Source organism: Corynebacterium sp. 5QC2CO (assembly GCF_024580435.1).
Classification (GTDB): domain Bacteria; phylum Actinomycetota; class Actinomycetes; order Mycobacteriales; family Mycobacteriaceae; genus Corynebacterium; species Corynebacterium jeikeium_D.
In genome coordinates, this window is sequence record NZ_JANIKI010000001.1 from 93,148 (window position 1) to 107,851 (window position 14,704).

Sequence of the window (14,704 nt, forward strand, 5' to 3'; positions counted from 1 at the left end):
TTTTGTCATAAACGTAGTCAGTAACTCGCATCGCCCCACCGCCGCCGGCCATAAACGCAGTCAGTAATTCGCATTGGGGTTAAATAACAAAAACCGCCTCCCGCCACATCCGAAATGAAATCGGAAAATAGCAGGAAGCGGTTAATTTCACGGCGCAAGCGCAGCGCAGAATCAGCACAGCGCCAAAAGGGAATTAGCCCTCCAGCTTGTTGAAAGCCTTAGCCATACCGGACTTCTTGTTAGCCGCAGTGTTGCGGTGGAAGACGCCCTTGGTGACAGCCTTGTCCAACTTGCGGGAAGCAACGCGCAGCTGAGCCTCAGCAGCAGCCTTGTCGCCAGCCTCAACAGCAGCCTGGAACTTGCGGATCTCGGTGCGGACTGCAGAGCGGATAGCCTGGTTACGCAGGCGAGCCTTCTCGTTGGTCTTGTTGCGCTTGATCTGGGACTTGATGTTTGCCATCGTGAATACCTCTTGTATCCGTAGTAGTTGGAATTGTTACCGTCCGCCACCAAGAAAAGTCCTGATCACAGTGCAAATTTTGGCTCCAACCCCTGCTGGTCAAACTAATTAACTAGCATAATCGAAGCCACACACTGCGCTTATACGGCGATGAAAACGCGAACCCAAGGTCCTGCCCGCGCTCGCCGAAAAGGAACGCAACGGTAAACAACTTGCAGAATCTTAGCAAACAGCGCTGCCTAATTCCAGCTTCGGCTAATTCCAGCCATAGTCACCGCGAAGTCGGGCGGCGATGAGCTCGAAGCGCCTGCGGGGCATCATTGCGCCTGCGCGGCGAATACCCGATTCTGGGATGAGCAAGATGCGGTCCATGCGAACCCACGATGGCTTGGGGTCTTCATTCCAGAATCCGCTGCCAATAAATAGCCACTCCGGGTGCTCACTGTGCTCGGTGCGGGTGGAGATGAGCATGCCCAGAAGATACTGGTCGTGGCGGCCAACCACGACCACTGCGCGCTCACGCAAAGCGGCATTTTCACCTTCTAGTTGCAGCGGAATCCACACCACTTCACCGGGGTCGGCCTGGCCATCCATGTCGGGGCTGTAGACGATTGTGCGGGCCAGCTCCGCGGTTGGGCGCGCGATGGTCACCGAATCTCGCAGTCGAAGTAGGGCCTCCTTGGACTCGTCGGAAAGCGAGGTGTCCTGGGCGAGGCCTAGCTGCATGTTGAGCTTTAACAGCGCCTCATCGAGTGTGTCGGGGCCACGGAACCACTCGGTACCGGCGAAAAGACGCGCGCTGATGCGATTACGCAGGCGGCGTGGCCAGCTTTCGCGTTCATTTTGATCGGTGGACGAAGTGGAGCTCATGGAATCTAAGTCTAGAGGTTTAGTGCGGAGGGAATCGATAGGTAAGATTGTGCGTGATTGTATTTAAGCCCGGCTGGTCGGTTTTCGAGGCCGGCGCATATGGGTCGGCCAACGCCGCGCCCCAATGCCCATAACGTCTTTATTTTTCGGAGTAGACCCAACGTGACCAAGAATTTTGCGGAGCAGACTTTTACGGACCCCTCACGGATTCGAAATTTCTGCATTATTGCGCACATTGACCACGGTAAGTCCACCCTGGCGGACCGAATTCTGCAGCTCTCGGGCGTTGTTGAAGCACGCGATATGCGCGATCAGTACCTCGACAACATGGATATTGAGCGCGAGCGAGGCATCACCATTAAGGCTCAGAACGTGCGCCTGCCGTGGGTTCCGCGCACAGGTAAGCACGCGGGCGAAGAGATTGTCCTGCACCTGATTGATACGCCTGGTCACGTTGACTTCACCTACGAAGTCTCGCGTGCGCTAGAGGCGTGTGAAGGCGCGATTCTGCTTGTCGACGCTGCTCAGGGCATTGAAGCGCAGACGCTGGCCAACCTCTACCTGGCCATGGAAAATGACCTGGAGATCATTCCGGTTCTGAACAAGATTGACCTGCCGGCCGCGGATCCGGATAAGTACGCGGAGGAAATCGCGCACATCATCGGCTGTGAGCCGGAGGATGTCATGCGTGTGTCGGGCAAGACCGGTGAGGGTGTTGCGGAAATGCTCGACCGAGTCTGTGAGCTCGTCCCGGCACCGGTCGGCGACCCGGAGGCACCTGCCCGTGCGCTGATTTTTGACTCGGTCTACGACACCTACCGCGGTGTGGTCACGTACATCCGTGTTGTTGATGGGCAGCTCAAGCCGCGTGAAGTCATTCAGATGATGTCCACCGGCACCAAGCATGAGCTGCTGGAAATCGGTATTGTTTCCCCGCAGCCGAAGAAGTGTAAGGGACTTGGCGTCGGCGAGGTCGGTTATCTCATCACTGGTGTGAAGGACGTCCGTCAGTCCAAGGTCGGTGACACCGTCACGCTGAACGCCACGCCGGCGGAGGAGCCGCTGGAAGGCTACGAAGAGCCGAAGCCGATGGTCTACTCCGGTCTGTTCCCAATCTCTCAGCAGGATTATCCTGACCTACGTGATGCGCTGGAAAAGCTCCAGCTTAACGACGCTTCGTTGACATTCGAACCTGAGACTTCGGTGGCCCTCGGATTCGGTTTCCGCGGGGGCTTCCTGGGCCTGTTGCACATGGAGATCACCCGCGCCCGACTGGAGCGCGAGTTCGACCTGGATCTCATTTCGACGGCCCCGAACGTTGTCTACCGCGTGGTCACTGAGGATGGCACCGAGGTCACTGTTCACAATCCGAGTGACTGGCCGGAGGGGAAGCTCCGCGAGATTTACGAGCCGATGGTTAAGTGCACCATCGTCGTGCCAAGCGAGTTCGTTGGCCCCACCATGGAGCTGTGCCAGCAGAAGCGCGGTGAGATGGGTGGTATGGACTACCTGTCTGAGGACCGCGTGGAACTGCGCTACAAGATGCCGCTGGGCGAGATTATCTTCGACTTCTTCGACATGCTGAAGTCCCGCACCAGGGGTTATGCTTCGCTGAACTACGAAGATGCCGGCGAGCAGATTGCCGACCTGGTCAAGGTGGACATCCTCCTGCAGGGCGAGGCCGTCGATGCATTCTCCGCTATCGTCCACCGCGACAACGCGCAGTGGTACGGCAACAAGATGACCAAGAAGCTGCGCGAGCTAATCCCTCGCCAGCAGTTCGAGGTCCCGGTTCAGGCGGCAATCGGTTCGAAGATTATCGCCCGCGAGAACATCCGCGCACTGCGCAAGGACGTCCTTGCTAAGTGTTACGGCGGTGACATCTCCCGTAAGCGCAAGCTCCTGGAGAAGCAGAAGGCCGGTAAGAAGCGCATGAAGAACATCGGTTCGGTCTCGGTGCCGCAGGAGGCATTCGTGGCTGCGCTGTCCACTGACGAGGGCGGTAAATAGAGGGGAAACTGTATGCCACGGAAGCGGAAGAAACTGGTCGAGAACTTCGAAGAGCTGCTTGAAGCCGGTGACATGGTTGCGCTGAAGGCCGTCTATGACACTTGCGCTCTCAACGCAGTTTTCGGATATAGCAAGGACACTGCACTAGCGCTCCGTGGCACCCCGCCAGAACTCATGCGTTGGCTGATTGACCAGGGGATCGACGTCAACACCGAGAACCGCTTCGGTAAGACCGCGCTGGCAGAGCATGCCAACCGGGGCGATACCGACAAGATGAAGGTCCTGCTCGAATGCGGTGCGGATACTGAAGCCGGTAAGTATCCTCCGCTTTTCATGGCAGCGAAGAGCCATCAACCCAAGGCGATTGCGTTGCTGTTGGAAAATGGCGCTGACCTCCATAGAGAGAACCGCCTCGGCCACGGTCGATCAGCATTCAAAGAGGCAATCGCTACCGCCGATACCGATGCAGTCCGGAGAGTCCTAGAGAGTATCGAGGTACTCCTGGACGCTGGTTCTGTAATCGACGACGAGGTGCGTGAAGAGTTCACCAAGTTCGGTCGCCGCTACAACCGCATGTCCGCCGAGGCTCGCGACGAGTACCAGCCGGTCATGGATCGTCTCTACGAGCGCATCGGTGCGGAACGTCCGGACGTGATTACGCCTCACGACGGCCACAGCGACATCATTGTCCCCGAAGACAAGTCGACCAATGGCCAGTTTAAATACCTCTGGAATTACCTTGTACCTGGTGGCGGTGCAGCCGCGACTGTGCAGGGCGAAGTTATTCGCATCGTCGGTCGGCTCGGGTACGAAGCCTTGGAGATGGGCTACGTCAACTGGGACGAAGATTTTGTCAAGATGACCGACTTCTGGCTGGAGACGGTTGGGGCTGCTGAGGAAGCGATGACCGTCGTGAAGCAGCGCAAAGCCGGGGAGGCGGACATTGATGCGTTGACTGAAGCGGCAGTCGCGTGGGTTGCAGACCACCCGCAGCCGATTACGTTGGGCGAGGTCCCGTATCGGCGCTAACCCCCAATTGGGTAGCTAAAAAACTGTTAATGGCAAGCCCTACGTAAAACCGCGGTGCCAGCCGTGTTTTTAATGAGTGGAATCTGTCTACCTAACAGCAATAATGTTTTCGATTATCGGTGGGCTCGGTGCTTCGTTGCTTCGGCTGCCGCCGCTGATTGGTTTCCTTGGGGCCGGTTTTGCCGTTCATGCAATGGGGCTTGAGGAAATCCCGTTTATTGTTTCGCTGGTCGAGCTCGGTGTTACCACCTTGCTGTTCACAATTGGTCTGAAGCTGAATCCGAAGGATATCGTGGCGCCGCGAGTGGTCTTTCAAGCCAGCCGATTGCTTTGGGTATAAACTGATTTTATGAAGGTCACCCAAAACCAGATGCCCGCGAGTCATCTTCGAACCAGTCGCAGTGCGACGTTTCGGATGACCGCGGGCTTTGCTGTTGTGATGCTCGGAACTCTCGTCGGCTGCTCGTCTTCGGACACGGAAGATTCCGCCGCATCACAAAGCAACGACGATCACAGCGCGGTGCAGCCGCAACCGACGTCGGCAAGCGAAGGCGATAATACGGACATGCCTTCGCCGACGAAGGGAGCGAGTGCCGACAGCATCGGATTCGATGAAAGCGCCTACCAGAAGATTGACGTTCAGCGGTTTAGTCAGAACGGAATCAAGGCGTTCTACGTCACGCTCGACGGGAAAAAGAGCGAGTGTTTCTACTCTGAGGGCGCGGTGACGTGCACCGGTCAAGCTGATTCATCGATTCCCGACGTGGAGGTTCCGCCGTTCCCACCACAGTCGCCGGGCGCAATCATGCTGAATACTTCGGGCGCCGCGTACACGCTCGTCGAAGGGGTACCGCCGGCTGAAGAAGAGCTTGACGACGGGCAGTGGACGAGCTTCGGCACCGCTGCGTGTGCCAAGACGGATGCGGACAAGCTGGTGTGCCAGTCGGATAATGCGTCCTTTGCCATCGAAGGCAAGGACAAGACGATTCGGACCTCTGGCAAAGTTTTTGATTCCGTCGAGGAACTCATGGCTCAGGGGAGTGAGCCGGCGAGGGGCTACAGTCAGGGCACGGATGCACTTGTTCAGGGGCCGATGATGTGCGGTGCCATGGAGGGACATCGACTGGCGGAAGTGGTCAAGGGTGAGATGACCTGTGCTGAGGCCATGGATGTGCTGGACCAATATGACGACATCAAGCACTCAGAGGGCACGGGCAACACGCTTACTGTCGAAGTGGGGGAGTGGACGTGTAGCTCGCCGACAGCCGCGAGGTCAGAAGAGCTGCAGGCTGTAACAGTGTGTGAGGATCCGGAGCGTGGCTTGGAAGTCCATGACCCCGTGATGGGCTAGCAGGGCTGCCGTGGCTAACCGCACTTTCAAATAAGCCTAAGCTGGAACTATGACTGACTTATATCTCGTACGGCACGGCGAAACTGAGTGGTCGCGCACTGGGCAGCACACATCGGTAACCGATCTTCCTCTGACTGACAACGGACGGGAGGAAGCCAAGGCCCTCAACGGCTGGCTGGATCCGAAGGACTTTGGGTTAGTGCTGGCATCACCCCGTCAGCGTGCACAGGAGACCGCTCGATTGGCAGGATTCCACGACTTCGAGGTCGAAGAGGATCTTGCGGAATGGTTCTATGGCGACTACGAGGGGATTACCTCGAAGGAAGTGCAAAAGACTGTTCCTGACTGGCAGATTTGGACTCACGGTGTGCCCAATGGTGAAACCGCGGAAGAAGTCCGTGAGCGCGTTGAACGTGTAGTCAAAAGGGTTCGTGAATCGGGGGAAGACAAGGCGATTCTGTTCGCCCACGGTCACTCGCTGCGTGCGCTCACAACGGCTTGGTTGGAACTGCCCATTGAACTTGGCCAGTCCTTCCCATTGAATACCGCGTCTCTGTCCGTGCTTGGTCGCTACCATGACCGGCCTGCGGTTCTGCGCTGGAATCTCTCGCGGGGGCTGTAGCGGCAGGCAATGTTCGCCTGCCAGCTTAAAAGCTGTCAGCATATGATGTGAATCTCCCCGAAAGAAACGGAGTCCGCGACCGATGGCATCCATTCCACCGAGCAATTTCTTTCAAGCGATGAGGCCAACCGGCAACAGGCCCGGGTATGCGGTCTTGGACTTTGAGACCACCGGTTTCTCCCGGCATGACCGAGTCATTGAAATTGGTGTGGTGCTGCTGGATACGAACTGTCGTGCCGAGCGGACGTGGCAAACTCTGGTGCAGCCGAACCGGGGCTTCGATAACTCAGATGTCCACGGAATTACCCCCACGAATTTGGTTGGTGCGCCCACGTTTGAGCATGTGGCGCGCCGCTTCGCCGAGGTACTCAACGGCCGCGTTATTGTCGCTCACAACGCCAGTTTTGAGTACAAGTTCCTGACCAACGAGTTCGGGCGCCTCGGCATCGAGCTTGCCGACGGTAATTGGTTGCTGGACACGATGGTGCTAGCCCGACAATTTATGCCTGGCCAGCCTGTTTCACTGAAAAATGTTCTCAGCATCATGGGGATTGAAAACAGGGCGGCACATACTGCACTCGCAGATGCTGAGGCGACCGCGGCAGTGCTTCAGCGGTTTGTACAGGCACGTCCGGACATCGTGGACTACGCTGAGTCGCTTTATTTTGCGCCAGCGCAATTGGTGCAGTTGCACATTTCGGAAGTGCCCCTGCTTGAGCGCAATAATGCGCAGGCTGCTGGGGATGTAGCTGCTGCAGGCACCACTGCAGATTCAACCGCCACAGGTACCGCTGCAGATCAGCAAACTTCCGAGAAGCAGTGGCTGCAGGAACTTACCCAGCATGTGCCACGAACTGGTGATGTGGCTTCCGACCAGTACATTGGCTTCCTGGTGCAAGCAATGGTCGATGGGCGACTGGACATGCGAGAGCTGTCCAAGTTGCACGGCATTGCCGCAGAACATGGGTTGAGTGCAGATGATGTCAATATGCTGCATGAGCAATACCTGCAGCAGCTCATTGTGCAGGCTTGGGCTGACGGCGTAGTAACGGAGCAGGAACGCCGCTGGCTTATCCGTATTGCCGGAGAGCTCAACATCGAACGCAATCGTGTGGAAGATCTGGTCACTTCTGCACGAAAACTGGAACTTCGCCCTGGTGACCGCGTGACCTTTACGGGCGCCATGGCAACTCCGCGAGAGGTCTGGGAAGCGCGTGCGCGTGCTGCTGGCCTGGATGTTGGTGGAGTCATTAAGGCCTCCGTGGTTCTTGTTGCCTCGGATGTAAACACCCAGTCGGGTAAAGCGAAGAAGGCGCGTGCACTGGGCATTCCCATTGTCGATGAAGTGACTTTCGCCCATGCGCTGGCCGAGCTGAATGCTGCACAAAAGCGCAGCGCTGAACAGAACCCCGCCAAGCACGACACCCCGCGCCTGGAAACCGTAACAGATGCAACAGCCGACACTGACACGTCGGCCACCGCCGACAGCGAAGAATCCGCTGGCAGCGAGCCCATGTCAGAGCTGCGGGACCTCACCACAATCTTCCCGTGGCTGAGCGATAGGAACTTCAGCGGAATTGGCGAAGATGTCCTGGGAATTGCGCAGGCGTGGATCAAAGATCATCAGACTTCGGGGCTTACAGGGCTGTCCCCGTACATGAACTTCCTGGCATTCCCAGAGAGCCCGGAATGGCAGCGCGTCTTGGCCAAGTTGGGGCTGACCGAACCGGAGGTCAAGGACACCTCGCTGCGCAATCGTCTCATCCGCGAGCTCACAGTCCGAGACCTGCAGGACCTCAAAGGTTATGGTCGAGTGCGCGTCCAGAAGCTGGTGGCAGATGCGGTCACGCATGCGTTCGATGAGTTTGAAGCAGGCGATGCCACCGCCAACGACACCGCCGACCTCAACGCGGACCACCCGTTCGACAACACCGATGACTTCGGCATTAGCTGGGACGACACAACTGCTCCCGAAACATCGGTACTGCTGGATTGGTTGGCAATCACCGGCGCATCAAATCGCATCCTCGCCGGAGCAGAAGACAAAGCCTACGTCCCCGAAGCCGTGCGCGAACAAGTGGGCAGCCTCAACGACAGAATCACAGACATCCTCACCGGTGCTGAACGCGAAATTCAGCACATCACCGGCCAGGATGAACGCTTCCCGGCAATTCTCAACCGTCGCCTCCACGACGGTGCCACCCTTGCGGAGCTCGGTCAGCAATTTGGTGTTTCCCGCGAACGAGTCCGACAGCTGGAGAACGCACTGCTGGCATCACTGGCCGATGCCGGCCCCAACTGCGAGATTGTCCGCACCGGGCTGTTCCACCGCTACGCGCCGCTGGCTACAATCAGCCAACTCCGAAGCGATATGCCAGGCTTGTTCACCGTTCCCGATGGAATGTCTGCACCGCTGCTGAACCTAGTCAATCTCACCGGTACTGCGGACGCTGCCGTGGCGCAGGCTCAGTGGAGCATCGAGGGCGAATGGTTCATTGCCACCGGCTTCGAGGACAAATTCGCCGCCACCGTAGAGCAGCTCACCGATGACTTCGGCATCGCACCCGTGTCGGAATTAGTTACCGCGCTGGGCATCCCAGAGGACATCGTGCGCGGGTGGATCAACCAGCGCACCGGGTACAAGATATTTGAGGGCCACCTGTTTACCAAGGTCACGTCGGTAAGCGATAGGGCAGTGGCGTTGCTTGCGCACCGTGGTAAGCCGATGCACATCGACGACATCGCCACCGTTATCACCGACCGAAACTCGCGCGGCATTGACGGTCGTCTCGCGCTTGATCCGCGGACGAAGCGGTGCGCGCCAGGCACGTGGGCGCTGGCGCAGTGGGAGTTGGAAGAGTGGACGACAATCGCCGGCTACATCTCCCGACGCATTGATGATGCCGCCACGCAGGGGCACGATGGCGTTTTGCTTGACGACGTCATCGCGGGCGCAACCAGGTTTGGCGTATCGGAAAACTCCGTGCGCACATACGCCGCTGGCGGTGAGTTCGTGGTGGAGGACGGTTACGTTCGTAAGCGTTCGGCCGAAGAAATCGAACCGATCGATGCCACACCGGAGGAATCCCGTGGCCTCTACTTGCGCGAAGGGCAGTGGTGCCTGTTGCTGACTATTACTCACGATCATGCGCGTGGCTCGGGAAGCGCTATTCCTCCTGGCGTCGCGGGCATGTATGGGCTGGGGTACGGCGATGAGAAGCTGTTGCCGTCCAGGATGGGCGACCAGCGGATTGTCGTTGGCCGTACGAACACTTCGATGTCTACGATCTCCCGCTTTGTCAACGATATGCAGCTTGCCGAGGGGGAGCGCGTGTGGATTCACTTCGGTGACACTTTCGACATCACGCGTGCGCCTGCGGAAAACCCTGACGCGGAAGGGCTGGCGGCGTTGGTTAATGCTTTCGGCCTCGATGAGGAGTTTGCCGCGGAGCTCGCTGCCGAGGGCGATTCTGCGGAGCTCGATGTCGATGCTGTGCTTGCAGCAATCAATAGGCAGCTCGGGCTGCCTACCGATGCACCTCGCCGCAAGACAGTCTCGCGCCTGCGCCATCGTCGCGATGACGAGTTAGCCGACACCATTCAAGCTCTGTAGGAGACACTCCGTGATTCACAATTCCGATGCCTTCGCCCGCGTCCTCGACCGTGCCCGCGGCGTGCTCTATGGCCAGGTCATCGGCGATAATCTCGGGGCGCTGGTGGAATTTTGCAGTGCCGAGGACATCGCGAAGCGCTATCCCTACGGTGTTCGCGAACTTGCCGATGGCGGCACCCACAATATCGCCGCTGGTCAGCCCACCGATGACTCCGAGATGGCGCTGGCATTGGCACGCTCACTGGTGCGCTGCGAAGGCTACGATGCCGACGATGTTCGTGAGTCCTATGTGCGCTGGGCGAATTCCGATGCTTTCGATATCGGGGAGGCTACCACGGCGGCGCTGTTACGACGCGCGCCGAACCCGAATTCCCAGGCCAACGGCGCGCTCATGCGCATTTCACCGCTGGCTATCGCATACTGGCGCAACCCCGCACGCGCTGGCGAACTGGCGCGCACAGACGCCGCCATCACGCACCCGCATCCGGTGTGCATCGACGCCAACTCACGTTACGCATCCGCGCTTGCCGACGTCATCAGCGGCGGCCTCCACCAGCCGCGCCGCGGCATTGGCGTGGGTGCGCTGATGGAGTGGTTGGCCTCCCAGAGCTCGCAGTGGGAAGCCGAGTGGCAGGCCAGCGGTGCCGTGGTGGATAGCGGGGAGCCGGATTTCTCTGTGCATCAGGGCTGGCTACGCTTTGCGTTGTGGGCATTGCATGAGGAATTGCGCCGGGTAGAAGACAACACCACAACCTTTGAGGACTCTCTGGTCCGAGTCATTGGCCGTGGCGGTGACACCGACACTAACGCGGCTATCGTTGGTGCGTTTCTCGGTGGCGTCTTCGGTGCCTCCGCCATTCCACAGCGGTGGCGTGACGTGGTTGATTACTGTTCGTCGAAGCGAAACCGGCCGGCGGAGTATCACCCGAATGACGTTGCGGAGTTGGCGGAGCAGCTGGTTGCCGTAGGGAACTAATTAGATAGTGCACTCACTAATGGGTAGACGTGTGTTTTGATGTCTTACCGTTTGACGATTTTTCTCCCTCGTCGTGGGTATCAGTCGTCTCAACCATCTCGTTGGTCTGGTGATACCACTCGGTCAGCTGCTCCATACCGGATTCGACTCCCGCGGAGGAGCCGACGCCCCGATCCTTGTCAGTGCGCTCAACAGACAGTTCGAAGTCATCGCCGTATTCTTCCAGGCCGCGTTTGACTGCATTGCGGACTGCGGTCTTGGCGAAGGTGGTGCGGATTGCCTGCGGGTCGGTGCTGAGGTCCTTGACGAAGGATATGAGCAGCGCGATGATGATCACCGCGAATGGCATTGCCGTCAAAATTGTCAGTGACTGCAAACCAGACAGCGCATCCTCACCGCCGGTGAGAAGCATGACCACGGCGATGCCCATCATGAGAACGCCGAAGAAAACCACGACCAGCTTATTCGGCTCCGGATCGCCCTTGGAGGCCATCGTGCCCATCACTACGGATGCCGAGTCGGCAGAGGTAATGAAGAAGATTGCCAGAATCACAATCACCAGTGCAGAGACGACACCGTTAAACGGCAGCTCGCCAATCAGGTTGTAGAGCACCTGCTGTGAGGAGGCTGAGCCGTCAAAGCCGGGGACGTTGTTGCGGGCGAAGTCAATAGCGGTGCCGCCGAAAATAGAGAATGCGAGCATCAGCACAAAGGACGGCACGATGATGGTCACCAAAATGAACTCACGAATCGTGCGGCCACGGGAAATGCGGGCAATAAACATGCCCACGAAGGGAGCCCAGGCAATCCACCAAGCCCAGTAGAACATTGTCCACGCAGCCTGGAAGTCCAGAGTTTCCTGGCCCCAAGACAACGAGCGGGAGGACATATCCAGGAAGTTATCCAGATAGCTCAAAATGCTCGATGGCAGAAGGTTGATCAGGAACAGGGTCGGTCCTGCGGCAAAGACAAAGAAGAGTGACAAGAAGGTCAGCATGATGTTGGTATTCGACAGAATACGAATACCCTTCGACACGCCAGAGACCGCCGAGATAATAAAACCGACGCTTAAGACCACGATGACGACAAGAAGTACCGCCATCGAAGAAGTAAAACCAGCGAGCGTTGAAATGCCCTCGCCAATCTGTAGCGTGGCAATACCCAGCGAGGCAGCAGTACCGAACAGCGTCGCCACAATCGCCAAAATGTCAATGGTGCGACCAATGGGCCCATCAGTGCGTTTCAAAATCGGCGTGAAAAGCGAAGATATCAAGCTGGCGCGGCCACGGCGGTACGTCGAGTAGGCAAGTGCGCCACCAACCAGTGCGTACAGTGCCCACGGTGAGAAACCCCAGTGGAAGTTTGCCTGGGCAACCGCTCGGTGCAGTGCTTCCTCAGTGTGAGCCTCCACCGTCAGCGGCGGCGGTGAGTGATAGAACGCCAACGGCTCAGATGGGCCGAAGAAGTAAATACCGACACCGATGCCGGCAGCGAACATCATGGCTACCCAGGAAAAACGGGAGTATTCCGGTTCCTCGTCATCCTTGCCCAATTTGATATTGCCGTAGCGGGACATGGCAATGCCCAACATCACAATGACACAGATAACCATGGTGACATTGAAGAGCCAGCCGAAGTTTTCCAGGCCCCACGACAGCGCGGCCGAAGAAACCGAGGAGACTGTTTCGGGGCTGGTGATACCCCAAATGACAAAGGCGATAATCAACACCGCGTTGACGCCGAAAACCAGCTTGTCCAGTCCGAACTTGTATTTCAGCTCTTCGACACTGAATCCAGGCACCAGTCCTGGGTGCATATTGGCAGGGTAGAGACCGATTGCGCGTTTAGTGCGCAGTGCACGGGCTCTATCCAGGGTTTCGTCAAGAGGGCTTAGTTTCTTCTTCGGGCCATGTTGTTCCGCGTCATCCACGCTGGATCTCCTTGGTTTACTCGTTTTGTCTAGTTAACCCTCTTTCCCGAAGATTTTCTTCATTTAGATAAATCACGTGGACGCTACGGAACTCGGTGAGTCCAGCCCTCCGTGCCGTATTTGGTGTCAATAAGGTGCTGCGCCGCAGCGAAGTCTTCGTCGGAAAGCGATGCTTCGGCGGCGCCGTAGCGGTTGATGAATGTCTGCTTCATCGCGTCAATGACTTCGGCGCGGCTGGCACCCGTCTGGCGGCGGAGCGGATCGACGCGCTTCTTCGCGCTGCGCAAGCCCTTGTCGGCAATCTTGGCCTTGCCAATGCGCAGGACTTCCATCATCTTGTCAGCGTCGATATCGTAGCTCATGGTGACGTGGTGGAGCACCGTCGAACCACGGCGCTTCTGCGCGGCACCACCAATCTTGCCGCCATCGGAGGTGATGTCATTGATGGGGACATACCACGCATTGACGCCGAGCTGCGCGAGTGCAGCGATGACCCAGCGGTCGAGGAATTCGTAGGATTCGACGTAGCTAAGGCCAGCGACCAGCTTCTCTGGCACATAGAGCGAGTAGGTGACGCAGTTGCCGCCCTCCATGAACATCGCACCGCCGCCGGAAAGACGACGCACCACCTGTACGTCGTGCTTCTCTACGCCCTCGGGTTCGAGTTCGTTGACGTAGGACTGGTAGGAGCCGATGACGGTGGCACGGTCTTCCCAATCCCAGAACCGCAGAGTTGGACCACGTTGACCAGAATTGACCTGGTCAAGGAGGACTTCGTCGAGGGCAACATTCAGCACCGTTGGCAGGACACCCGGCTGCAAAACCTCCCACTCCAAATCGGTGAAGTCGACAGCCTGCGTCAGTGCGCGGCGAACGACCTGCGCAATAACGTGGGTATCAAAGCCGTGCAGTCGCACCTCGCGGCCGGATTGATCCTCAAAATCCTTTAGCGCCGCATCGAGGCGAGCCTGCAGGCGTTCCGTGTTGTCCTCGGCAGGTGCACCGAGGAGAGCGTCATTAATGATGTCGTAGGCTTCATCGGGTTCGAGGAAAAAGTCGCCCGAAATGCTTATCGACGAAATAGTGTCACCTGTGGTCTCACAGTCGGCGACAACCAATTTGCCGCCGGGAACCTTCATCTCTGAGTGGAATTTCTGTGCGGAGGTCATAGGTTTCGATGGTACTCGCGGCGGGCGTTACGATATCCCCCGTGTTTACCTCATCGACTTTGGATCACCGCGCCCGCAAAATTGTCGCGTGGGTAGCGGGCTTGAATCTTCTCGGATTCTTCGTTGAATTAATTGTCGCCTCGATTATTGGCTCCGCAGCCCTGTTTGCTGACGCTGCGGACTTTCTTGAAGATTTCCTCATCAACCTGCTGGTTCTCACCGCATTGGGTTGGTCGCTAGCAAGCCGTCGTAAAGCAAGCTTCGGCCTCGCCGGATTGATCCTGATTCCGGCGATCGCGGCGTTCGGCACCGCCATTTGGAAGATGATCAGCGGTGAGCCGCCGGAGCCGCTCACGCTGTCGGTGACGGCAATTATCGCGATGGTCATCAACCTGGTCTGTGCGATTTTGCTGATGAACCTGCGCAAGGCCGACAGTGCGCTCATGCGCGGCGCGTGGTTGGCGGCGCGTAACGACGTCCTGGCGAACCTGCTCATTCTCGCCGCCGGAGTGGTCACCATTTTCTGGTTCAGCGCATGGCCGGACATCGTCGTGGGACTTGTCATCGGCGTCATTAATCTCACGGCCGCGAAGGAAGTTTACGAGCAGGCGCGTGCCGAAGACCCCGAGCTGGAGATGGATGATGACGACTAGCGCTGACTAGTCGTGTGTGGC

The 14,704-nt window shown here is 57.9% G+C and carries 11 protein-coding genes and 1 pseudogene; 8 read left to right on the top strand and 4 right to left on the bottom strand.

The window, feature by feature from the left end; translation table 11 throughout:
• Window positions 1–193: 193 nt before the first annotated feature.
• Both rpsT and NQ014_RS00515 read right to left on the bottom strand, forming a co-directional pair.
• A complete protein-coding gene (rpsT, locus tag NQ014_RS00510) occupies window positions 194–460 on the bottom strand; it encodes a 30S ribosomal protein S20 (RefSeq protein ID WP_016422323.1) in 267 nt (88 codons plus the stop codon).
• Window positions 461–715: 255 nt separating this feature from the next.
• Window positions 716–1,330, bottom strand: a complete 615-nt coding sequence (locus tag NQ014_RS00515) for a type II toxin-antitoxin system PemK/MazF family toxin (protein WP_070603350.1) — start codon at window positions 1,328–1,330, stop codon at window positions 716–718.
• A gap of 162 nt (window positions 1,331–1,492) precedes the next feature.
• Between NQ014_RS00515 and lepA the strand changes: the two genes are divergently transcribed.
• The 7 genes and pseudogenes from lepA to NQ014_RS00550 all read left to right on the top strand — a co-directional run bounded on the left by lepA (window position 1,493) and on the right by NQ014_RS00550 (window position 10,931).
• Window positions 1,493–3,340, top strand: a complete 1,848-nt coding sequence (gene lepA / locus NQ014_RS00520) for a translation elongation factor 4 (RefSeq protein WP_257073035.1) — start codon at window positions 1,493–1,495, stop codon at window positions 3,338–3,340.
• A gap of 12 nt (window positions 3,341–3,352) precedes the next feature.
• Window positions 3,353–4,369, top strand: a complete 1,017-nt coding sequence (locus tag NQ014_RS00525) for an ankyrin repeat domain-containing protein (RefSeq protein WP_257073037.1) — start codon at window positions 3,353–3,355, stop codon at window positions 4,367–4,369.
• Window positions 4,370–4,445: 76 nt separating this feature from the next.
• Window positions 4,446–4,691, top strand: a pseudogene (locus NQ014_RS00530) (portal protein); the annotation flags it as partial.
• Window positions 4,692–4,718: 27 nt separating this feature from the next.
• Window positions 4,719–5,720 (top strand): hypothetical protein, encoded by a 1,002-nt coding sequence (locus tag NQ014_RS00535; protein WP_257073039.1) that lies wholly within the window; start codon window positions 4,719–4,721, stop codon window positions 5,718–5,720.
• A 49-nt stretch (window positions 5,721–5,769) separates the two neighbouring features.
• Window positions 5,770–6,342, top strand: a complete 573-nt coding sequence (locus tag NQ014_RS00540; protein WP_049189288.1) for a histidine phosphatase family protein — start codon at window positions 5,770–5,772, stop codon at window positions 6,340–6,342.
• 82 nt (window positions 6,343–6,424) lie between these two features.
• Window positions 6,425–9,955: an exonuclease domain-containing protein gene (locus NQ014_RS00545; RefSeq protein WP_257073040.1), complete on the top strand. Its 3,531-nt coding sequence runs from the start codon at window positions 6,425–6,427 to the stop codon at window positions 9,953–9,955.
• A gap of 10 nt (window positions 9,956–9,965) precedes the next feature.
• Window positions 9,966–10,931 (top strand): ADP-ribosylglycohydrolase family protein, encoded by a 966-nt coding sequence (locus NQ014_RS00550; protein ID WP_257073041.1) that lies wholly within the window; start codon window positions 9,966–9,968, stop codon window positions 10,929–10,931.
• A gap of 16 nt (window positions 10,932–10,947) precedes the next feature.
• On the opposite strand, the gene NQ014_RS00555 is transcribed toward NQ014_RS00550, so the two are convergent.
• Entirely contained in the window at window positions 10,948–12,747 is a 1,800-nt protein-coding gene (locus NQ014_RS00555) for a BCCT family transporter (RefSeq protein WP_257073352.1), read from the bottom strand.
• Between the two features lie 197 nt (window positions 12,748–12,944).
• Window positions 12,945–14,030, bottom strand: a complete 1,086-nt coding sequence (locus tag NQ014_RS00560; RefSeq protein ID WP_257073042.1) for a biotin/lipoate A/B protein ligase family protein — start codon at window positions 14,028–14,030, stop codon at window positions 12,945–12,947.
• A gap of 8 nt (window positions 14,031–14,038) precedes the next feature.
• Between NQ014_RS00560 and NQ014_RS00565 the strand changes: the two genes are divergently transcribed.
• Entirely contained in the window at window positions 14,039–14,683 is a 645-nt protein-coding gene (locus tag NQ014_RS00565; protein WP_070429486.1) for a cation transporter, read from the top strand.
• Window positions 14,684–14,704 lie beyond the last annotated feature (21 nt).